Raw genomic sequence first — 14,610 nt, 5'->3', positions numbered from 1 at the left:
ATTTTTCGGAACTTTGCGATAGTTTTTGACCGACACCAATGCGTAAGAGATTAGAATTTTTTGCCCTTTACGGGATTAGCTGGATCATACTTTTCCAGCTTTTCCGTGTCATATTTTTCATTTACCATTACCAGAAAGCTGCCGAGCTTCCTCCGTTCCTATGGGTACAGAGCGCAATGCATGGTTTGCAAATGGACATTTCCTTTGCCGGATATATTCTTTTGATACCTACGCTGCTGCTGGTATTTACTGCTAACAAATCAGCCTGGTACCAAAAGTTTTTAACGTTTTATAGTTACACATTAGGCGCTATAATTTCAGTTCTAGTAGTTATTGACCTGGAATTATTCAAAGCATGGGGTTTCCGCATTGACACTACTTCTCTACATTATCTCGAAACACCTGCCGAAGCAATCGCCTCAATGGGTGCGGCTCCCGTACTTCCGCTGCTGCTATTGATGATTGTATTGATCGGTTTAACACTTGCCGTACTCCGCACAATTATTCGCCGCACAGTTCCACTTTTTCAGAAAACGGCGTTCGTTTATACCATTCCGGCATTCTTGATTTTGACAGTTAGCTTGATCATTCCGATCCGTGGCGGATTTCAGCTCGCGCCCATGAATGAAAGTGCAGTGTTTTTTTCGGATAAAAGTTTTGCCAATTATGCCGCCGTGAATGTGCCCTGGAATTATATGAGCTCCATGATCAACGCGGGCTATTCGAATAAAAATCCTTTTGTCTATTATAATGATAGCGAAGCAGATTCGCTGATTAGAGACTTGTATACTACGTCGGGAGATCGCCAGCAGCTTGTCGATACTACGGGCAAAATTAACGTGATTGTTATTATCTGGGAGAGTTTAACAGCAAAGGTAGTGTCGGGTTTAAATGGGTTGGAGAACGTCACGCCGCAGTTCGATTCGCTTTCGAAAGAGGGTATCTTGTTCACAAATATGTACGCCAGCGGAAATAGGAGCGATAAAGGTATTGTCGCAATTCTCAGCGGTTACCCCGCACAGCCCACGCATTCTATCATCAAAACCCCTAAAAAAACACTTACACTACCTTCCTTACCGAAGGAATTTCGCAAGAACGGCTGGAAAACTTCCTTTTATTATGGAGGTGAAACCGAGTTTGCCAATATGAAATCGTATTTGTTGCAAGAGAATTTTGACAGGATTATTGACAAAGGTGATTTTGCAAAAGAAGATATGAATTCCAAATGGGGAGCCCACGACCACGTGGTACTGAACAAGTTAATGCAGGATTTGGATAAAGAAAAACAACCATTCTTTTCAACGATTTTTACATTGAGCAGCCACGAACCGTTTGAGGTACCAGCGAAAACGGTTATACCCGGAAATGATCCCGAACATCTGTTTCTCAATGCACACCATTATACCGATTCGGCGATTGGTGATTTTATTAAAACTGCCAAGACAAAACCGTGGTGGGACAATACATTAATAGTAATTGTCGCCGATCATGGTCACCCGCTTCCATACACTCAAAAAGCCAAAACAGGCGAATTTCATATACCTATGCTCTGGCTGGGCGGCGCGCTTACTTCACATAAGATAAAAGTGAATGCACTATGTTCGCAAACCGACCTGGCCGCTACGTTGCTGGGCCAGCTAAAATTAGACCCCAATGCGTTTCAATGGACCAGCGACATATTCAACAAAGACCGCAAATCGTTTGCGTATTTCGCATTTAATAATGGATTGGGCTGGGTGCGGCCGGGCGGATTTCTGGTCAGGGACAACCTGGGCGGCAATATTACGGAACGGGAAGGCGCATTGAATGCAGAAGAAGAAAAACTCGCTAAGGCTTATTTGCAAGCATCTTTTGGGGATTATATCAGGCGTTGAGGATAAAAGCCGTATTTTTGCCGGATATTTTTAGGAAATGAAAAAAGTTGCATTTTATACACTGGGCTGTAAGCTCAACTATTCTGAAAGTTCTTCGATAGCGCGTTTATTTGAGGCGAAGGGGCATTCACGGGTAGAATTCAATGAAAATCCCGATGTTTTTATAATCAATACCTGCTCGGTAACCGAGAATGCGGATAAGAAGTGTCGCAAGATCGTTCGGGAGGCGCAAAAGATCAATCCGGATGGGTTTGTGGCGATAATTGGTTGCTATGCCCAGCTTAAACCGCAGGAAATTTCAGAAATTCCAGGTGTAGATGCAGTGTTGGGAGCGGCTGAAAAATTCCGTCTCGCCGATCTGGTAGATACCTTCGAGAAAACACCAGCCGGACAACCTGCCAGAGTACTAGCCTCGCACATTGACCAGGCGGTCGAATACCATACTTCCTATTCATTAAATGACCGCACACGCACTTTCCTGAAAGTGCAGGACGGTTGCGACTACCCTTGCTCCTATTGCACAATCCCGCTTGCAAGAGGGAAAAGCCGGTCGGATACGATTGAAAATATTATCAATGCAGCCCGGGATATTGCCGCGCGCGATGTGAAAGAGATTGTGTTAACCGGCGTGAATATCGGCGATTTTGGTATTCAGAATGGCGTAAAGAAAGAGACTTTCCTTGATTTGGTTAAAGCGCTGGACGAGGTGGAAGGTATCGAGCGTTTCAGGATTTCTTCTATTGAACCAAACCTGCTCACTGACGAGATAATTTCTTTTGTAGCGCAATCCAAACGATTTGTACCACATTTCCATATCCCGTTACAATCCGGTTCCAATAGGGTTTTGGGGCTGATGAAACGTCGCTACAAAAGAGAACTTTATACCGAGCGCGTCGCTGCGATCAAGGCGCTGATGCCGAATTGCTGCATCGGTGTCGACGTGATTGTTGGTCACCCCGGAGAAACGCAGGAGCTGTTTGAAGAGTCGTACCGCTTTCTAAACGAACTAGATATTTCCTACCTTCACGTTTTTACTTATTCTGAAAGAGAGAATACAGCTGCGCTGGAAATCAGACCGATCGTTCCTAAAAACATCAGAGCCGACCGTTCAAAGATGCTGCATATTTTATCTGACAAAAAAAGAAGGGCATTCTACGACAGCCAGATCGGAAAAACGGGAACCGTCCTTTTTGAAGATGAGATTCAGAACGGCCAGATGCTCGGCTTCACTGAAAATTATGTGAGAGTTGCGGTGAAATATGACCCGCTGCTTATTAATGAGACCAAGGAAATTCGCTACGATCATATTAATAGCGAGGGACTTATGGAGGTCACGGAAATTGCAGAGGAGATATTGGTGCATTAGCATCCCTTTATGTCTTTTCCGTCGACTGAAGTCGACGGGTATTGATGGGAACGGCCGACTTTGGTCGGCGTTTGCATGTTTTTAGGGGAATGTTTCGATACTAGAGTCAATACCCGTTGACTTCAGTCAACGGTAGGTACTCGCGCTTGTACGAATTCAATCATTAACGGTGACTGAGAACGGCCGGCTTTGTGTGCATTTGTCGCTCTGAGAATGCTCCGCAATAAAAAACCAATCCATTCGCATTATTCTTTTCCGTCGACTGAAGTCGACGGGTATTGACTGGGATAGCCGACTTTGGTCGGCGTTTGTAGGTTTTTAGGGGAATGTTTCGATATTACAATCAATGCCCGTTGACTTCAGTCAACGGTAGTTACCCAACCCCCAAGAAATTCAATCATCAAACGGTGACCGAAAACGGCTGACTTTGCCTGCATTTGTCGCTCTCAGAATGCTCCCAAATAATAATCAATCCATTCGCATTATTCTTCGCCGTCGACTGAAGTCGACGGGTATTGACTGGGATAGCCGACTTTGGTCGGCGTGCGTTGGTTTTAGGGGAATGTTTCGATATTAAAATCAATACCCGTTGACTTCAGTCAACGGTAGTTACTCACACCAACATGATATAATAATTGGTTTGTCACCCAAACTAACATTCTTTACTAATTCATTCACATTTAAGCAAACAATATCTAATAATCGGTTCTCTCCCAATCAATGCGATTCGATCAACGTTTGTCGCGAGTTTGACCGGATCCTAATCTTGCCAACATACTGGACACCGACTATGAACACTTTCTAACAAAAACAGCCCGACCATCTGGCCGGGCTGCTTTTGTTAATGTTGTTAACTTTATTAAGCTTCCACCAAGAACTCATCGTGCTGACTAACATCAAGACCAGTTTTTTCATCCTGTTCAGAAACACGTAGCGGCAGAATGAGATCGGTAATTTTCAAAAGAAGGAATGAACCTGCAAATGCGAATGCGGAAACACCTACCAATGCAATCACGTGGTTGATAAACAATTTCGTTTCACCGAAAGCAAGACCTTGATCGGTAACCAGCGGGTTAATGCCGCTCGTTGCGAAAATCCCGGTCATCAACATACCAACCATACCACCAACACCGTGGCAAGGAAATACATCCAGTGTATCGTCCAAAGTAGAACGGGTGCGCAGGTGAGCTACATAGTTACTGATGATCGAAGCGACGGTACCGATGAAAAGTGCTGCCGGAACAGTTACAAAACCCGCTGCAGGGGTGATCGCAACCAAACCTACAACCGCACCGATACAAAATCCAAGCGCTGAAACCTTCTTGCCTTTTGCAGCATCAAAAAGTACCCATGACAAGCCAGCCGCACCAGCAGCAGTATTTGTAGTAGCGAAAGCCGAAACAGCCAGCGGACTTGCTGCAAGCGCAGATCCTGCATTGAATCCAAACCATCCGAACCAAAGCAAACCAGTTCCCAAAAGAACGAAAGGAATGTTAGCAGGAGGCAATACGTGATCTTCCAGCAACGATTTACGTCTTTTCAGATAAAGCGCACCTGCCAAAGCAGCCCAGCCAGCAGACATGTGTACCACAGTTCCACCTGCAAAGTCAAGCACACCCATTTTGAATAGGATACCATCTGCGTGCCACGTCATGTGAGCCAATGGAGAGTAGATAAAAAGACAGAAAAGGATAATAAATAATACGTAAGAACGGAAATTGACACGCTCAGCCATTGAACCAGTTACTAATGCAGGTGTGATCACCGCAAACTTCATTTGGAACATTGCGAACAATCCGAAAGGAATCGTTCCCCAGATCGGCCCGTCCAATACTCCTTTGAACATAAAGTGAGTCATCGGATTACCGATAAACCCGCCCATATCGTCACCAAATGCAAGACTAAAACCAACTACAACCCAAAGAACACTGATTACGCCCATTGCTATGAAGCTTTGAAGCATTGTCGAGATCACGTTTTTGTTATTCACCATCCCGCCGTAGAAATAAGCAAGACCTGGCGTCATTAATAGTACCAGCGCCGCAGAAACAAGCAGCCACGCTGTATCACCGCCGTTTACCCCTTCGGTGACAATTTGGGTCGGTACATTTGGCACAAAAACACCTAAGATGCTGATTGCCAATAGAATGATTAATGGGACGAAATTACGTTTTTCCATTTTAGTAAATTGTTATGATATTGATTAAGAAGGTATGTTGTAGAATATTAGAATTTGTAAATGAAAGCTAGACCGAATGTTGTCTGGCTGTTTTTCGTGAAGTTGCCGTCAGAATCTTCAAACTGCTGCTCTTCTCCTGAACCTGCCACTTTCGGATAAGCATCAAGACGGAACTCAGGTTTAACAAGAATGTGTCCGTCAGCCAGGCTGATGTTACCTGTCAATGTTACTGAATTCACACTTGTTCCCATTCCAGCTCTGGTTAGCAAACCACGTACGCCGCTGTCATTGGTGAAATATTCGTAACGAGCGCCGATACCGAAGTTATCAGTGATAGCAGAGTTGGCATAAACGGCTACACCACCCCAGGTTTTTGCAGCCTCAGGACCGCCAAAACCCTGGAAATCACCCTTCTGGCTTCCGTATGCGGCATTTAGACCAAGAAGGAAATTGTCACTTACCTGGAAGCTGGTGGCAAGGTCAAGTACCTGGTAAAAAGCTTTCGGTTCTTCGAATGTGACGGTGTCAGGATTTGCTTCGTTACTTCCGATGTAGTTGATGTACACGTTCCAGTTGTCGACCGGCTTGAAGTACAGCTGGCTGATAAATCCTTTTTTGCGGTTGTTATCACCGAGTCCATCCACATTGTTAACGACCCCAACCATTAAAGAAGCCCTGTCGGAAAAAGCATAGGTTGCTTTCAAACCGGCGTGGTAAAATGGACCATTGTTGAACAGGTTCGAGAGGGAGTAGTTGAAGTTGGCCGGTGCGTCGATCACTTCATATCCAATGTGCGTTCCGAACTGCCCCGCGGTCATCGAAAATTTGTCTGTGAATTTGTAGGTGAAATAAGCTTGTTTGATAGCAAGTGCGGTGCTGAACAATGCATTTCCGTAGTTACCCATATTCGCATTAGGTCCGAACGAAAGATCGACTACCGCCTCAGACTTTGCATTAGTGTAAGCTACTTTCGCCTGCACGAGTCCCAGCGAGAATTGTCCTGATCTCTGATCAAAAACCCTTGCATTGGTTGCGCCCATGTTGGACCGTGACGCAGGCTTGTTGAAGTTGGCCATATAATATGAATCCAGATACCCGGAAAAGGCAAATGCTCCTTTTCCTTCTTCCTCGTCCACTTCAACGGCAACAATTGTATCAGCTTTCATAATCGTCTTGTCTTCTCCCGACTTCGCAAAACCCAAAAACGAGATCATCAAAGATAATACTGTACAATAGACTTTTTTCATAATTATATTCTGTTTAAGTGAGGACTACTTTCCGGCTGTAATTGTAGATCAAATATTATCTATTAATTATATTTTTCAAATAAAGACACAAGATTTTATCTGGAAAAATACAATTATCATGTTTTTTTACAGTTTTTTAAAGTTTTTGAAACATAATAATGCCATTTATACCTATTTCTTGTCCTAAACTAATATTCTGTGTTAGTGATGATATACAGAATATTATTTACCGACACGTCGCATACTTATTAAGAAATTTTATTATTATAATGCCATTTAGGAATACAATAGGCACAAAAAAAGCCCCGCAGTAAGCGGGGCTGGCAAATATCAGTATGGGTAAGCTTATTCGCCGTGCATCCAGGCTTTCTTAGCCAGCAGCGTATCTTCTTCTTCTTCATTCTCAGGATCGGGCACGCAGCAGTCAACAGGGCAAACAGCAGCACATTGCGGCTCTTCATGAAATCCGACACACTCGGTACACTTATCTGTTACTATATAATAGAATTCGTCAGAAACTGGTGACTGTTTTTCTTTTCCGCTTACCACGGTACCATCGCCAAAATCCACTTCGTCTAAATTGGTACCATCGCCCCAGGTCCATTCTACACCGCCTTCATAAATCGCTGTATTGGGGCACTCTGGCTCGCACGCCCCACAATTTATGCATTCATCGGTTATCATTATAGCCATAGTCGCCGGATTGTTTATATTTGTTGCTATTTCTACTGTTTAGAATAACAAATATAACTATTTATAGTTTCCCAACAATCGGAAAAAATAAAACGGTAGGTGAATAAAACTTTTTATAATTCAGTCAGAATGCTATCGAGAGTCCAGAGAATAAATGCTTTTGCAAATCTTGGAAAATTCATTACAAGCACGGAAAACCAGGAAATCGTTGAAGATTGGGTAGCTTATGCCAAGAGCAGAAACAATTGGTTTACTCCCGAAAACGTTACCCGGTCACTGGAAGCGATTGCCCGGGAATATTTATCCCGCGAGCACCTTGAAAAATGGGCAGCACAATATCCCGAGCCCGTTTCTCCAAAAAAAGTCGGTGTTGTAATGGCCGGCAATATTCCTGCGGTAGGTTTTCACGATGCGCTAAGTGTGCTCATCAGCGGACATATTCTATTGGTAAAACTAAGTTCCGACGATACCATCCTGATCACTGCGCTTTTGAATAAGCTGGTGGAAATTGAGCCGGAACTGACAGAATCCATTGTATTTGTGGACAGACTCAATGATTCCGACGCTTATATTGCCACGGGCAGCGATAATACAGCGCGCTACTTTCATTATTATTTTGCTAAAAAACCTAATATAATCCGTAGAAACCGCACGTCTGTCGCGATACTCACCGGTGACGAAACTTCGCAGGAACTCGAAGCTCTGGGCAAAGATATACTTCAATATTTCGGGTTAGGCTGCCGCAATGTGTCGAAAGTGTTTGTTCCCTCAGGATATGATTTTACCAAGTTTTATGAATCTATCCAGCACATGGATTCGCTGTTTTTACATAATCACAAATACTTCAATAACTACGAATACAACAAGTCGATTTTCCTGATTAACAGAGTCCCGCACGTAGATAACGGGTTTTTGATGATCACAGAAAACAAGGCGCTAGTTTCGCCGATCAGCGTTTTGCATTTTGAAACATACGACGATTTGGAAGCTGTGAAATCAGCACTGAAAGAAGCAGAAGAAAAAGTCCAGTGCGTGATCGGGCATGCTGATTTGCATGGTATCCTTCCATTTGGAAAGTCTCAGGAGCCCGGCCTTTTCGATTATGCCGACGGTGTGGATACGATGGCATTCCTGAGTCAGCTTTGATATTTAATCCAAAACCTTTGAAACCCATCTTAAAAACTGCGGCATAACCTGTCCCCAGGTGGAGGGATTATGCTCGCCGCCTGCCACTTCGGTATAGAAAACGTCCTTGTTCCAGACAAATCCTTTACGCTCCATTTCGCCGATGCATTCCAGTGTATCCTGCACGGAATCGATCACACCATCGCCATCTCGGTCGTCGTTTTCGTCATTTGAGCCGCATTGAAACCAGCATTTGAGTCTGGGAGGCGCGGCAGTTTCTCTGATTTGCGCGTGCATAATGCGATCAAAATCCTCGTATCCGTCACCAATTGCCTTTTGTCGCCACCAAAGTGAACCGGAGAATATACCCGCGACGGAAAACTGTTCAGAGTGGTTCCAGGCAATATCCAGCGCCATAAGTCCGCCAAGCGAAAAACCCGCATATGCATTTCCCAGTAACCTTACATTATATTGTTCATTGAGAAACGGTAGCAGTTCGCTGATCACAAAACTTGTCGTCGCCCCCGCCTCTGCGCCCCGACCTGCATAATCGGCGCGTATTGCGGTTCCATATTCATCGATCCGCCTATGATTCGCGTGGATCCCCGCAATGATCATCGGCCGCATTTCCTGTGCATGCTGTATGCGAGCCGCCGTTTCAGACAAGTTCAGTGCAGGAAAATCTTGTCCATCGTTAAATAGCAGCAAAGGGTAAACGGAAGATTTATCGAAATCAAGCGGAAGCAGAATAGTAACATCCACCTCCCGCTTCAAAAAGTTGGAATAAATATGGGCGTGGACGAAAGAAAGGGAAGAACTCAAACCTGTGGAACTGTTGACAGAGACAAAAAGAACGCGCAAGTTATTAATTTGCTTCCTATGATTTGTTTTGTATATTTCATTTATCAATAATCCGACCTAACCAATTGGAAGAGCAGCACCTGAAATACTATTCCCACCACCTCGAAAGGGATGTTGACCTGCTCATTTACGGAAACTGGGGCTACCCTATCCTCGTCTTCCCCACAACTCTCGGCCGATATTACCAGGCCAAGGATATGGGGCTGATAGAGTCGATCCGGCCGCTGGTCGAGTCGGGAAAATACAAGGTATATTGTGTGGATTCTATTGATGCGGATTCCTGGTACGCCAAGCACCTCAATCCGCAATACCGCGTTTTGAACCACAATCAGTACGACCAATTTTTGAATAACGAGTTAGTCCCGCATATACGGAATGCATGCAATGTAGAAAAGGTAGGTGTCGCGGGATGTAGTTTCGGTGGGTTTCACGCGGCTAATTTCGCATTCAGGCATCCCGAGCAAGTTGCTTATGTCATCAGTATGAGCGGCGCATTCGATATCCGCAGCTTTACCGACGGATTTTATGACGATACTGTGTATTTCAACAACCCGGTAGATTTCATGCCGAACGAGCAGGGCTGGCGGTTTGGTCATATGAAAATTGTGCTCGGTACCTCTGAGTGGGACATCTGTCTGGAAAGCAATGTGAAGATGTCCGGTATATTGAATGCCAGTGGTATTGATCACTGGCTCGATATTAGGGGCTGGGAAAAACACGACTGGCCGCTCTGGAACAAAATGTTCCCGGACTATCTTTCCAGGATCATGTAAGCAGACTATATCAATAACAAAACCAGAATTTTGAGTATGAAAAAAATAGGAATACTATTTGGAATGGAAAATACTTTTCCAAATGCATTTATCGAAAGAGTTAACAGTAAAGGTGAACCAGATATCATTGCCGAGGCAGTGACCATAGATAAAGTAGCGCAGGCAGCGCCAACCGAATATGCAGTAATCATCGACCGGATTTCACAGGATGTGCCATTTTACAGGGCTTATCTTAAAAATGCTGCGATTTCTGGTACAGCAGTGATCAATAACCCTTTCTGGTGGAGTGCCGACGAGAAGTTCTTTAATAATGCATTGGCTGAGAAAATAGGTGTTCCGGTTCCAAAAACGGTGTTGCTTCCTTCGAAGGAGCGCCCTGATGGTACTTCTGAAACGTCTTTCCGTAACCTGGCATTCCCAATGGCCTGGGAGGAAATATTTGAATATGTGGGCTTCCCGGCTTACATGAAACCCCACGACGGCGGCGGCTGGAAAAGTGTATATAAGGTTGTAAATCCACACGATATGTGGTTCAAACACGAGGAAACGGGCCAGTTGGTCATGATGTTGCAGGAGGAAATCGAATTTACAGATTACGTTCGCTGCTATTGCATTGGCCAGAAAGACGTACTGATCATGCCCTACGAACCGCGCAATCCGCATCATTTGAGGTATGCTTCCGAATTAAAAGCGACTGGCGAAGAGAGGGAAAAGTTGCTGGAAACAATCAAAGACTATACATTGAGATTAAACCAGGCGCTTGGTTACGACTTCAATACCGTCGAGTTTGCAGTGCGCGACGGCATACCTTACGCAATCGATTTCTGTAACCCGGCACCCGACGCCGACATTTACTCTGTTGGCCCCGACAATTTTGAATGGGTTGTGGAAGCCGCCGCTAATATGGCGATCGAGCGCGCAAAACAGCAGGTACCCGGTCAAGTGAACCTTACCTGGGGCACTTTCATGAAAGACGCAATTCAAACTGCTCCGTCCCAAAAAGCTTCCGAGCCGACGCCGGAACCTATTCCTTCGGCCAAAGAAGTGAATGTGAAGGCGGTTACCCCGAAAAAATCGGTAAAGCCGCCGAAAGCGGGCGGGGATGAACCCATTGCAGAACCAGATCCGCAAATGCCTACGCAGCGAGCAGCTGTAACAAAAGCGCCTGCTAAAAATTCCAAGTTGAAAAAATCCTGATCCAAGCATTTATAGTATCCTTATGCCCAACTTCACACTTGGAATTGAAGAAGAATTTCAGACAATAGATCCCGTGACGCGCAACTTGCGGTCACACATGTCCAAACTGGTTGAGGACGGAAAAATCACCTTAAAGGAGCGGGTAAAGGCGGAGATGCACCAGGCGGTGGTAGAAGTTGGGACTAACATCTGCCACAATATCCAGGAAGCGCGTGAGGAAGTGACTTACCTCCGCAAAATGATCCTGGACCTGGCCCAAAAACAGGATTTGCAGGTCGCAGCGGCAGGTACCCACCCATTTGCAGACTGGGTCGATCAGCTGATTACCGATGATCCGAGATACGATGAAATTATTGATGAAATGCGCGATGTCGCACGTGGCAACCTTATATTCGGGCTCCACGTGCACGTCGGACTGGAAGATCGGAACGAGGGAATTCAGATTATGAATGCTGTCAGGTATTTCCTCCCGCATATTTACGCATTGTCTACGAACTCGCCATTCTGGTGTGGCCGGAATACAGGTTTCAAATCTTATCGGTCAAAGGTTTTTGATAAATTTCCGAGGACGGGTATCCCGGATTTTTTTTCGAGCGCGTCGGAATATGATGAATATGTAAATCTGCTCGTCAAAACGAAGTGCATTGACAATGGAAAGAAGATCTGGTGGGATATTCGCGTGCATCCGTTTTTTAATACGATCGAGTTCAGGATGTGCGATGTGCCGATGCGAACGGACGAAACGATCTGTCTGGCGGCGATCATGCAGGCTTTGGTAGCGAAAATTTACAAGCTGCACCGGATGAACCTGAGTTTCCGTATTTACGACCGAATGCTGATCAATGAAAATAAGTGGCGCGCGGCAAGGTATGGTATCTCAGGAAAACTGATTGATTTTGGAAAACAGGAAGAAGTGGAATATAAACTGCTGGCCGGCGAGCTGCTTGAATTTATAGACGATGTAGTCGACGAGCTGGGGAGCCGCAAGGAGATTGAATACATTCACAAGATCATGGAAATGGGAACCGGCGCGGACAGGCAACTCGCTGTTTTCGAGGAAACCGGAAGCATGAATGCAGTTGTAGATTATATCGTAGCTGAAACAAAGATCGGACTGGACTAGCAGGTTCCGATTCGCATTTAATGCCTGAAACCGAACTTATACGGGTTGGTTTTGTTTAAATATTTTACCGAAAAATAAATTAACCAGGTTAAACGCTGCCAGCAGGCAACCTTACGCTAAGCTGCAAGCCCTCATAAAAATGAACGACAATACAAGACATTTCCGGATTGCTATCCTGGATATGTACGACGGTTTCGAAAACGAAGGAATGCGTTGCATTAAGAAAATCGTCACCAATTTTGGTGAGCAGGAAACTGTGCCTGTTACTTACACGGTTTTCAACGTGAGACAAAATCTCGAAGTGCCGGATATGAGTTTCGACGCTTACATTTCAACGGGCGGCCCGGGTAATCCTTCACCTGTCGGAGACTTATGGGAGAAGAAATTTTTCACCTTCCTGGATCAGCTGTTTCAATATAACTTAAAACGCCAGAACCGGGTTAAAAAGCACCTTTTTCTGATCTGCCACTCATTTCAGATGGCGTGCATTCACTGGCAGCTGGCTGGTGTTAGTAAGAGACGAAAGACTTCATTCGGGACTTTTCCTGTTCATAAAACAAGTTTAGGTCGCAAAGATCCAATGCTGAACGCGCTCGCTGATCCCTTCTGGATCGTGGATTCACGCGATTTCCAAGTGACGCAACCTAATCAATATGCATTTGATAGTATGGGGGCGAAATTACTTTGTCTGGAAAAAATGCGCCCGCACGTGCCACTGGAAAGGGCTATAATGGCAATTCGCTTTTCAAACGAAATCATCGGGACACAATTTCATCCCGAGGCAGACGCGGAAGGAATGCTGAGATATTTTTTAAGAGAAGATAAAAAGACAAGCATTATCGCCGCACACGGGGAAACGAAATACAACGATATGATCGCGCATTTAAATGATCCTGACAAAATATCGATGACAGAATCCGTTATTCTTCCGGCGTTTTTGAAAAATGCGCTGAACAAATCTTTCGCTCTCGCATATGCATAAGGTAGCCCGGGAAGCATTCAATCAGTCATTTTCGGAAAAGAAATACCAGGAATTTGCGACTTACATCGAATCCTCTTATCCTGGCCAACTGGAATTTCGCATAGCTGAAACACCCGTTTTTGTGCCTGCGGACCTGAAAGAAAAGATATTGCGAACCTCCGACCAAATCATTGAAACACTCCGTTCGCCGGATTTTGTGGCTAAAACGGATCGCGCGGTTCCTGGTAATCAATATGTTCCGGGTGAAAACGCACATACTTCCTTTCTCGCGATCGACTACGCAATTTGCAAAAATGAGAACGGAGAACTCGAACCTCAATTAATTGAATTACAAGGATTTCCGTCGGTATTTGGCTATCAGGCATTTTTGTCGGAAGCTTTCAAGACGCATTTTGATATTCCACAAAATCTTGAATATCTTTTCGGTTCGGCAAATTATAATGAATACACTGCGAAATTGAAATCGCTTATTCTCGCCGGTGAAGATCCAGAATCGGTTATCCTTCTTGAAATTTTTCCTGATAAACAAAAGACAAGGATTGATTTCGCAGTTACGGAGCAAATGCTCGGCATTAAAGCGGTTTGCTACACCAAATTGATTCGGGAAGGACGAGAACTGTTTTACGAAAAGGACGGGAGAAAGATCAGGATTAAAAGAATCTATAACCGGCTCATTTTCGACGATCTGCTGAATTATCCGGATCTTATCACAAATTATCATTTCACGGACCAAGTGGACGTTAACTGGGTCGGACATCCTAATTGGTTTTTTCGGATCAGTAAGTTCTCAATGCCATTTTTGCAGGGTCCTTACATTCCTGAGACGCGATTTGTAAGTGATTACCTGGGAAAATTTCCGGCGGATCTGGAAAATTTCGTTTTAAAACCGCTTTTCTCGTTTGCAGGCTCTGGCGTGAAATTGCATATTACCCAAGCTGATCTGGAAGAACTTGCTGATCCTGAGAACTATATTTTACAGCGCAAAGTCAATTACGAACCTGTGATTCAGGCGCCCGACGGTCTGGTAAAATGTGAGATCAGAATGATGTATGCCTGGAATGATGAATCCGAAAAGCCGGAACTGCTAATTAGTCTGAGCCGGCTAAGCCGTGGCGAAATGATCGGTGTGCGGTTCAACAAGGATTTTACCTGGGTCGGAAGCAGCGCTACTTTTTTTGAATAGTCAGTTA

General features: G+C 44.7%; 12 protein-coding genes. 8 read left to right on the top strand and 4 right to left on the bottom strand.

Annotated elements, in window-relative coordinates; all coding sequences use genetic code 11:
• Window positions 1-38: 38 nt before the first annotated feature.
• Window positions 39-1,874: an LTA synthase family protein gene (locus tag KOD92_RS08015; RefSeq protein ID WP_215233031.1), complete on the top strand. Its 1,836-nt coding sequence runs from the start codon at window positions 39-41 to the stop codon at window positions 1,872-1,874.
• 37 nt (window positions 1,875-1,911) lie between these two features.
• A complete protein-coding gene (gene mtaB, locus KOD92_RS08010; RefSeq protein ID WP_215233030.1) occupies window positions 1,912-3,240 on the top strand; it encodes a tRNA (N(6)-L-threonylcarbamoyladenosine(37)-C(2))-methylthiotransferase MtaB in 1,329 nt (442 codons plus the stop codon).
• An 859-nt stretch (window positions 3,241-4,099) separates the two neighbouring features.
• Here the strand turns inward: mtaB and KOD92_RS08005 are convergent.
• The 3 genes from KOD92_RS08005 to KOD92_RS07995 form a co-directional block, all read right to left on the bottom strand.
• Window positions 4,100-5,419, bottom strand: coding sequence for an ammonium transporter (locus tag KOD92_RS08005; protein ID WP_215233029.1), 1,320 nt, complete (start codon window positions 5,417-5,419; stop codon window positions 4,100-4,102).
• Window positions 5,420-5,466: 47 nt separating this feature from the next.
• Window positions 5,467-6,666: a porin gene (locus tag KOD92_RS08000; RefSeq protein ID WP_229254584.1), complete on the bottom strand. Its 1,200-nt coding sequence runs from the start codon at window positions 6,664-6,666 to the stop codon at window positions 5,467-5,469.
• Between the two features lie 345 nt (window positions 6,667-7,011).
• Entirely contained in the window at window positions 7,012-7,359 is a 348-nt protein-coding gene (locus tag KOD92_RS07995) for a 4Fe-4S binding protein (RefSeq protein ID WP_215233028.1), read from the bottom strand.
• Between the two features lie 129 nt (window positions 7,360-7,488).
• Between KOD92_RS07995 and KOD92_RS07990 the strand changes: the two genes are divergently transcribed.
• The gene (locus KOD92_RS07990) at window positions 7,489-8,505 is read left to right on the top strand and encodes an acyl-CoA reductase (RefSeq protein ID WP_215233027.1); all 1,017 of its coding nucleotides are present in this window, start codon (window positions 7,489-7,491) and stop codon (window positions 8,503-8,505) included.
• A 3-nt stretch (window positions 8,506-8,508) separates the two neighbouring features.
• On the opposite strand, the gene KOD92_RS07985 is transcribed toward KOD92_RS07990, so the two are convergent.
• Entirely contained in the window at window positions 8,509-9,306 is a 798-nt protein-coding gene (locus KOD92_RS07985) for an alpha/beta hydrolase (protein WP_229254583.1), read from the bottom strand.
• 104 nt (window positions 9,307-9,410) lie between these two features.
• On the opposite strand from KOD92_RS07985, the gene KOD92_RS07980 reads away from it, so the two are divergent.
• The 5 genes from KOD92_RS07980 to KOD92_RS07960 all read left to right on the top strand — a co-directional run bounded on the left by KOD92_RS07980 (window position 9,411) and on the right by KOD92_RS07960 (window position 14,603).
• Entirely contained in the window at window positions 9,411-10,118 is a 708-nt protein-coding gene (locus tag KOD92_RS07980) for an esterase family protein (protein WP_215233026.1), read from the top strand.
• Window positions 10,119-10,154: 36 nt separating this feature from the next.
• Complete coding sequence (locus tag KOD92_RS07975; RefSeq protein ID WP_215233025.1) at window positions 10,155-11,315, top strand: glutathione synthase; 1,161 nt, start codon at window positions 10,155-10,157, stop codon at window positions 11,313-11,315.
• A gap of 22 nt (window positions 11,316-11,337) precedes the next feature.
• Window positions 11,338-12,438 carry a carboxylate-amine ligase gene (locus KOD92_RS07970; protein ID WP_215233024.1) on the top strand — a complete coding sequence of 367 codons (1,101 nt, stop codon included), beginning with the start codon at window positions 11,338-11,340 and terminating at the stop codon, window positions 12,436-12,438.
• A gap of 139 nt (window positions 12,439-12,577) precedes the next feature.
• A complete protein-coding gene (locus tag KOD92_RS07965) occupies window positions 12,578-13,420 on the top strand; it encodes a type 1 glutamine amidotransferase (RefSeq protein WP_215233023.1) in 843 nt (280 codons plus the stop codon).
• The gene (locus KOD92_RS07960; protein WP_215233022.1) at window positions 13,413-14,603 is read left to right on the top strand and encodes an ATP-grasp domain-containing protein; all 1,191 of its coding nucleotides are present in this window, start codon (window positions 13,413-13,415) and stop codon (window positions 14,601-14,603) included. The genes KOD92_RS07965 and KOD92_RS07960 overlap by 8 nt, the downstream gene beginning before the upstream one ends.
• Window positions 14,604-14,610: the final 7 nt, after the last annotated feature.

It is taken from the genome of Dyadobacter linearis, assembly GCF_907165045.1.
GTDB lineage: Bacteria > Bacteroidota > Bacteroidia > Cytophagales > Spirosomataceae > Dyadobacter > Dyadobacter linearis.
Note: the sequence above shows the minus strand (reverse complement) of the source record. Positions and strands in the feature narration are given on the sequence as shown.

Bases quoted from the DNA above. Each gene is read 5' to 3' on its own strand.
- KOD92_RS07990 (WP_215233027.1), top strand. From the start codon at position 7,489: ATGCTATCGAGAGTCCAGAGAATAAATGCTTTTGCAAATCTTGGAAAA.
- KOD92_RS08015 (WP_215233031.1), top strand. From the start codon at position 39: ATGCGTAAGAGATTAGAATTTTTTGCCCTTTACGGGATTAGCTGGATC.
- KOD92_RS08005 (WP_215233029.1), bottom strand. From the start codon at position 5,419: ATGGAAAAACGTAATTTCGTCCCATTAATCATTCTATTGGCAATCAGC.
- KOD92_RS08000 (WP_229254584.1), bottom strand. From the start codon at position 6,666: ATGAAAAAAGTCTATTGTACAGTATTATCTTTGATGATCTCGTTTTTG.
- KOD92_RS07975 (WP_215233025.1), top strand. From the start codon at position 10,155: ATGAAAAAAATAGGAATACTATTTGGAATGGAAAATACTTTTCCAAAT.
- KOD92_RS07960 (WP_215233022.1), top strand. From the start codon at position 13,413: ATGCATAAGGTAGCCCGGGAAGCATTCAATCAGTCATTTTCGGAAAAG.
- KOD92_RS07965 (WP_215233023.1), top strand. From the start codon at position 12,578: ATGAACGACAATACAAGACATTTCCGGATTGCTATCCTGGATATGTAC.
- KOD92_RS07995 (WP_215233028.1), bottom strand. From the start codon at position 7,359: ATGGCTATAATGATAACCGATGAATGCATAAATTGTGGGGCGTGCGAG.
- KOD92_RS07970 (WP_215233024.1), top strand. From the start codon at position 11,338: ATGCCCAACTTCACACTTGGAATTGAAGAAGAATTTCAGACAATAGAT.
- mtaB (WP_215233030.1), top strand. From the start codon at position 1,912: ATGAAAAAAGTTGCATTTTATACACTGGGCTGTAAGCTCAACTATTCT.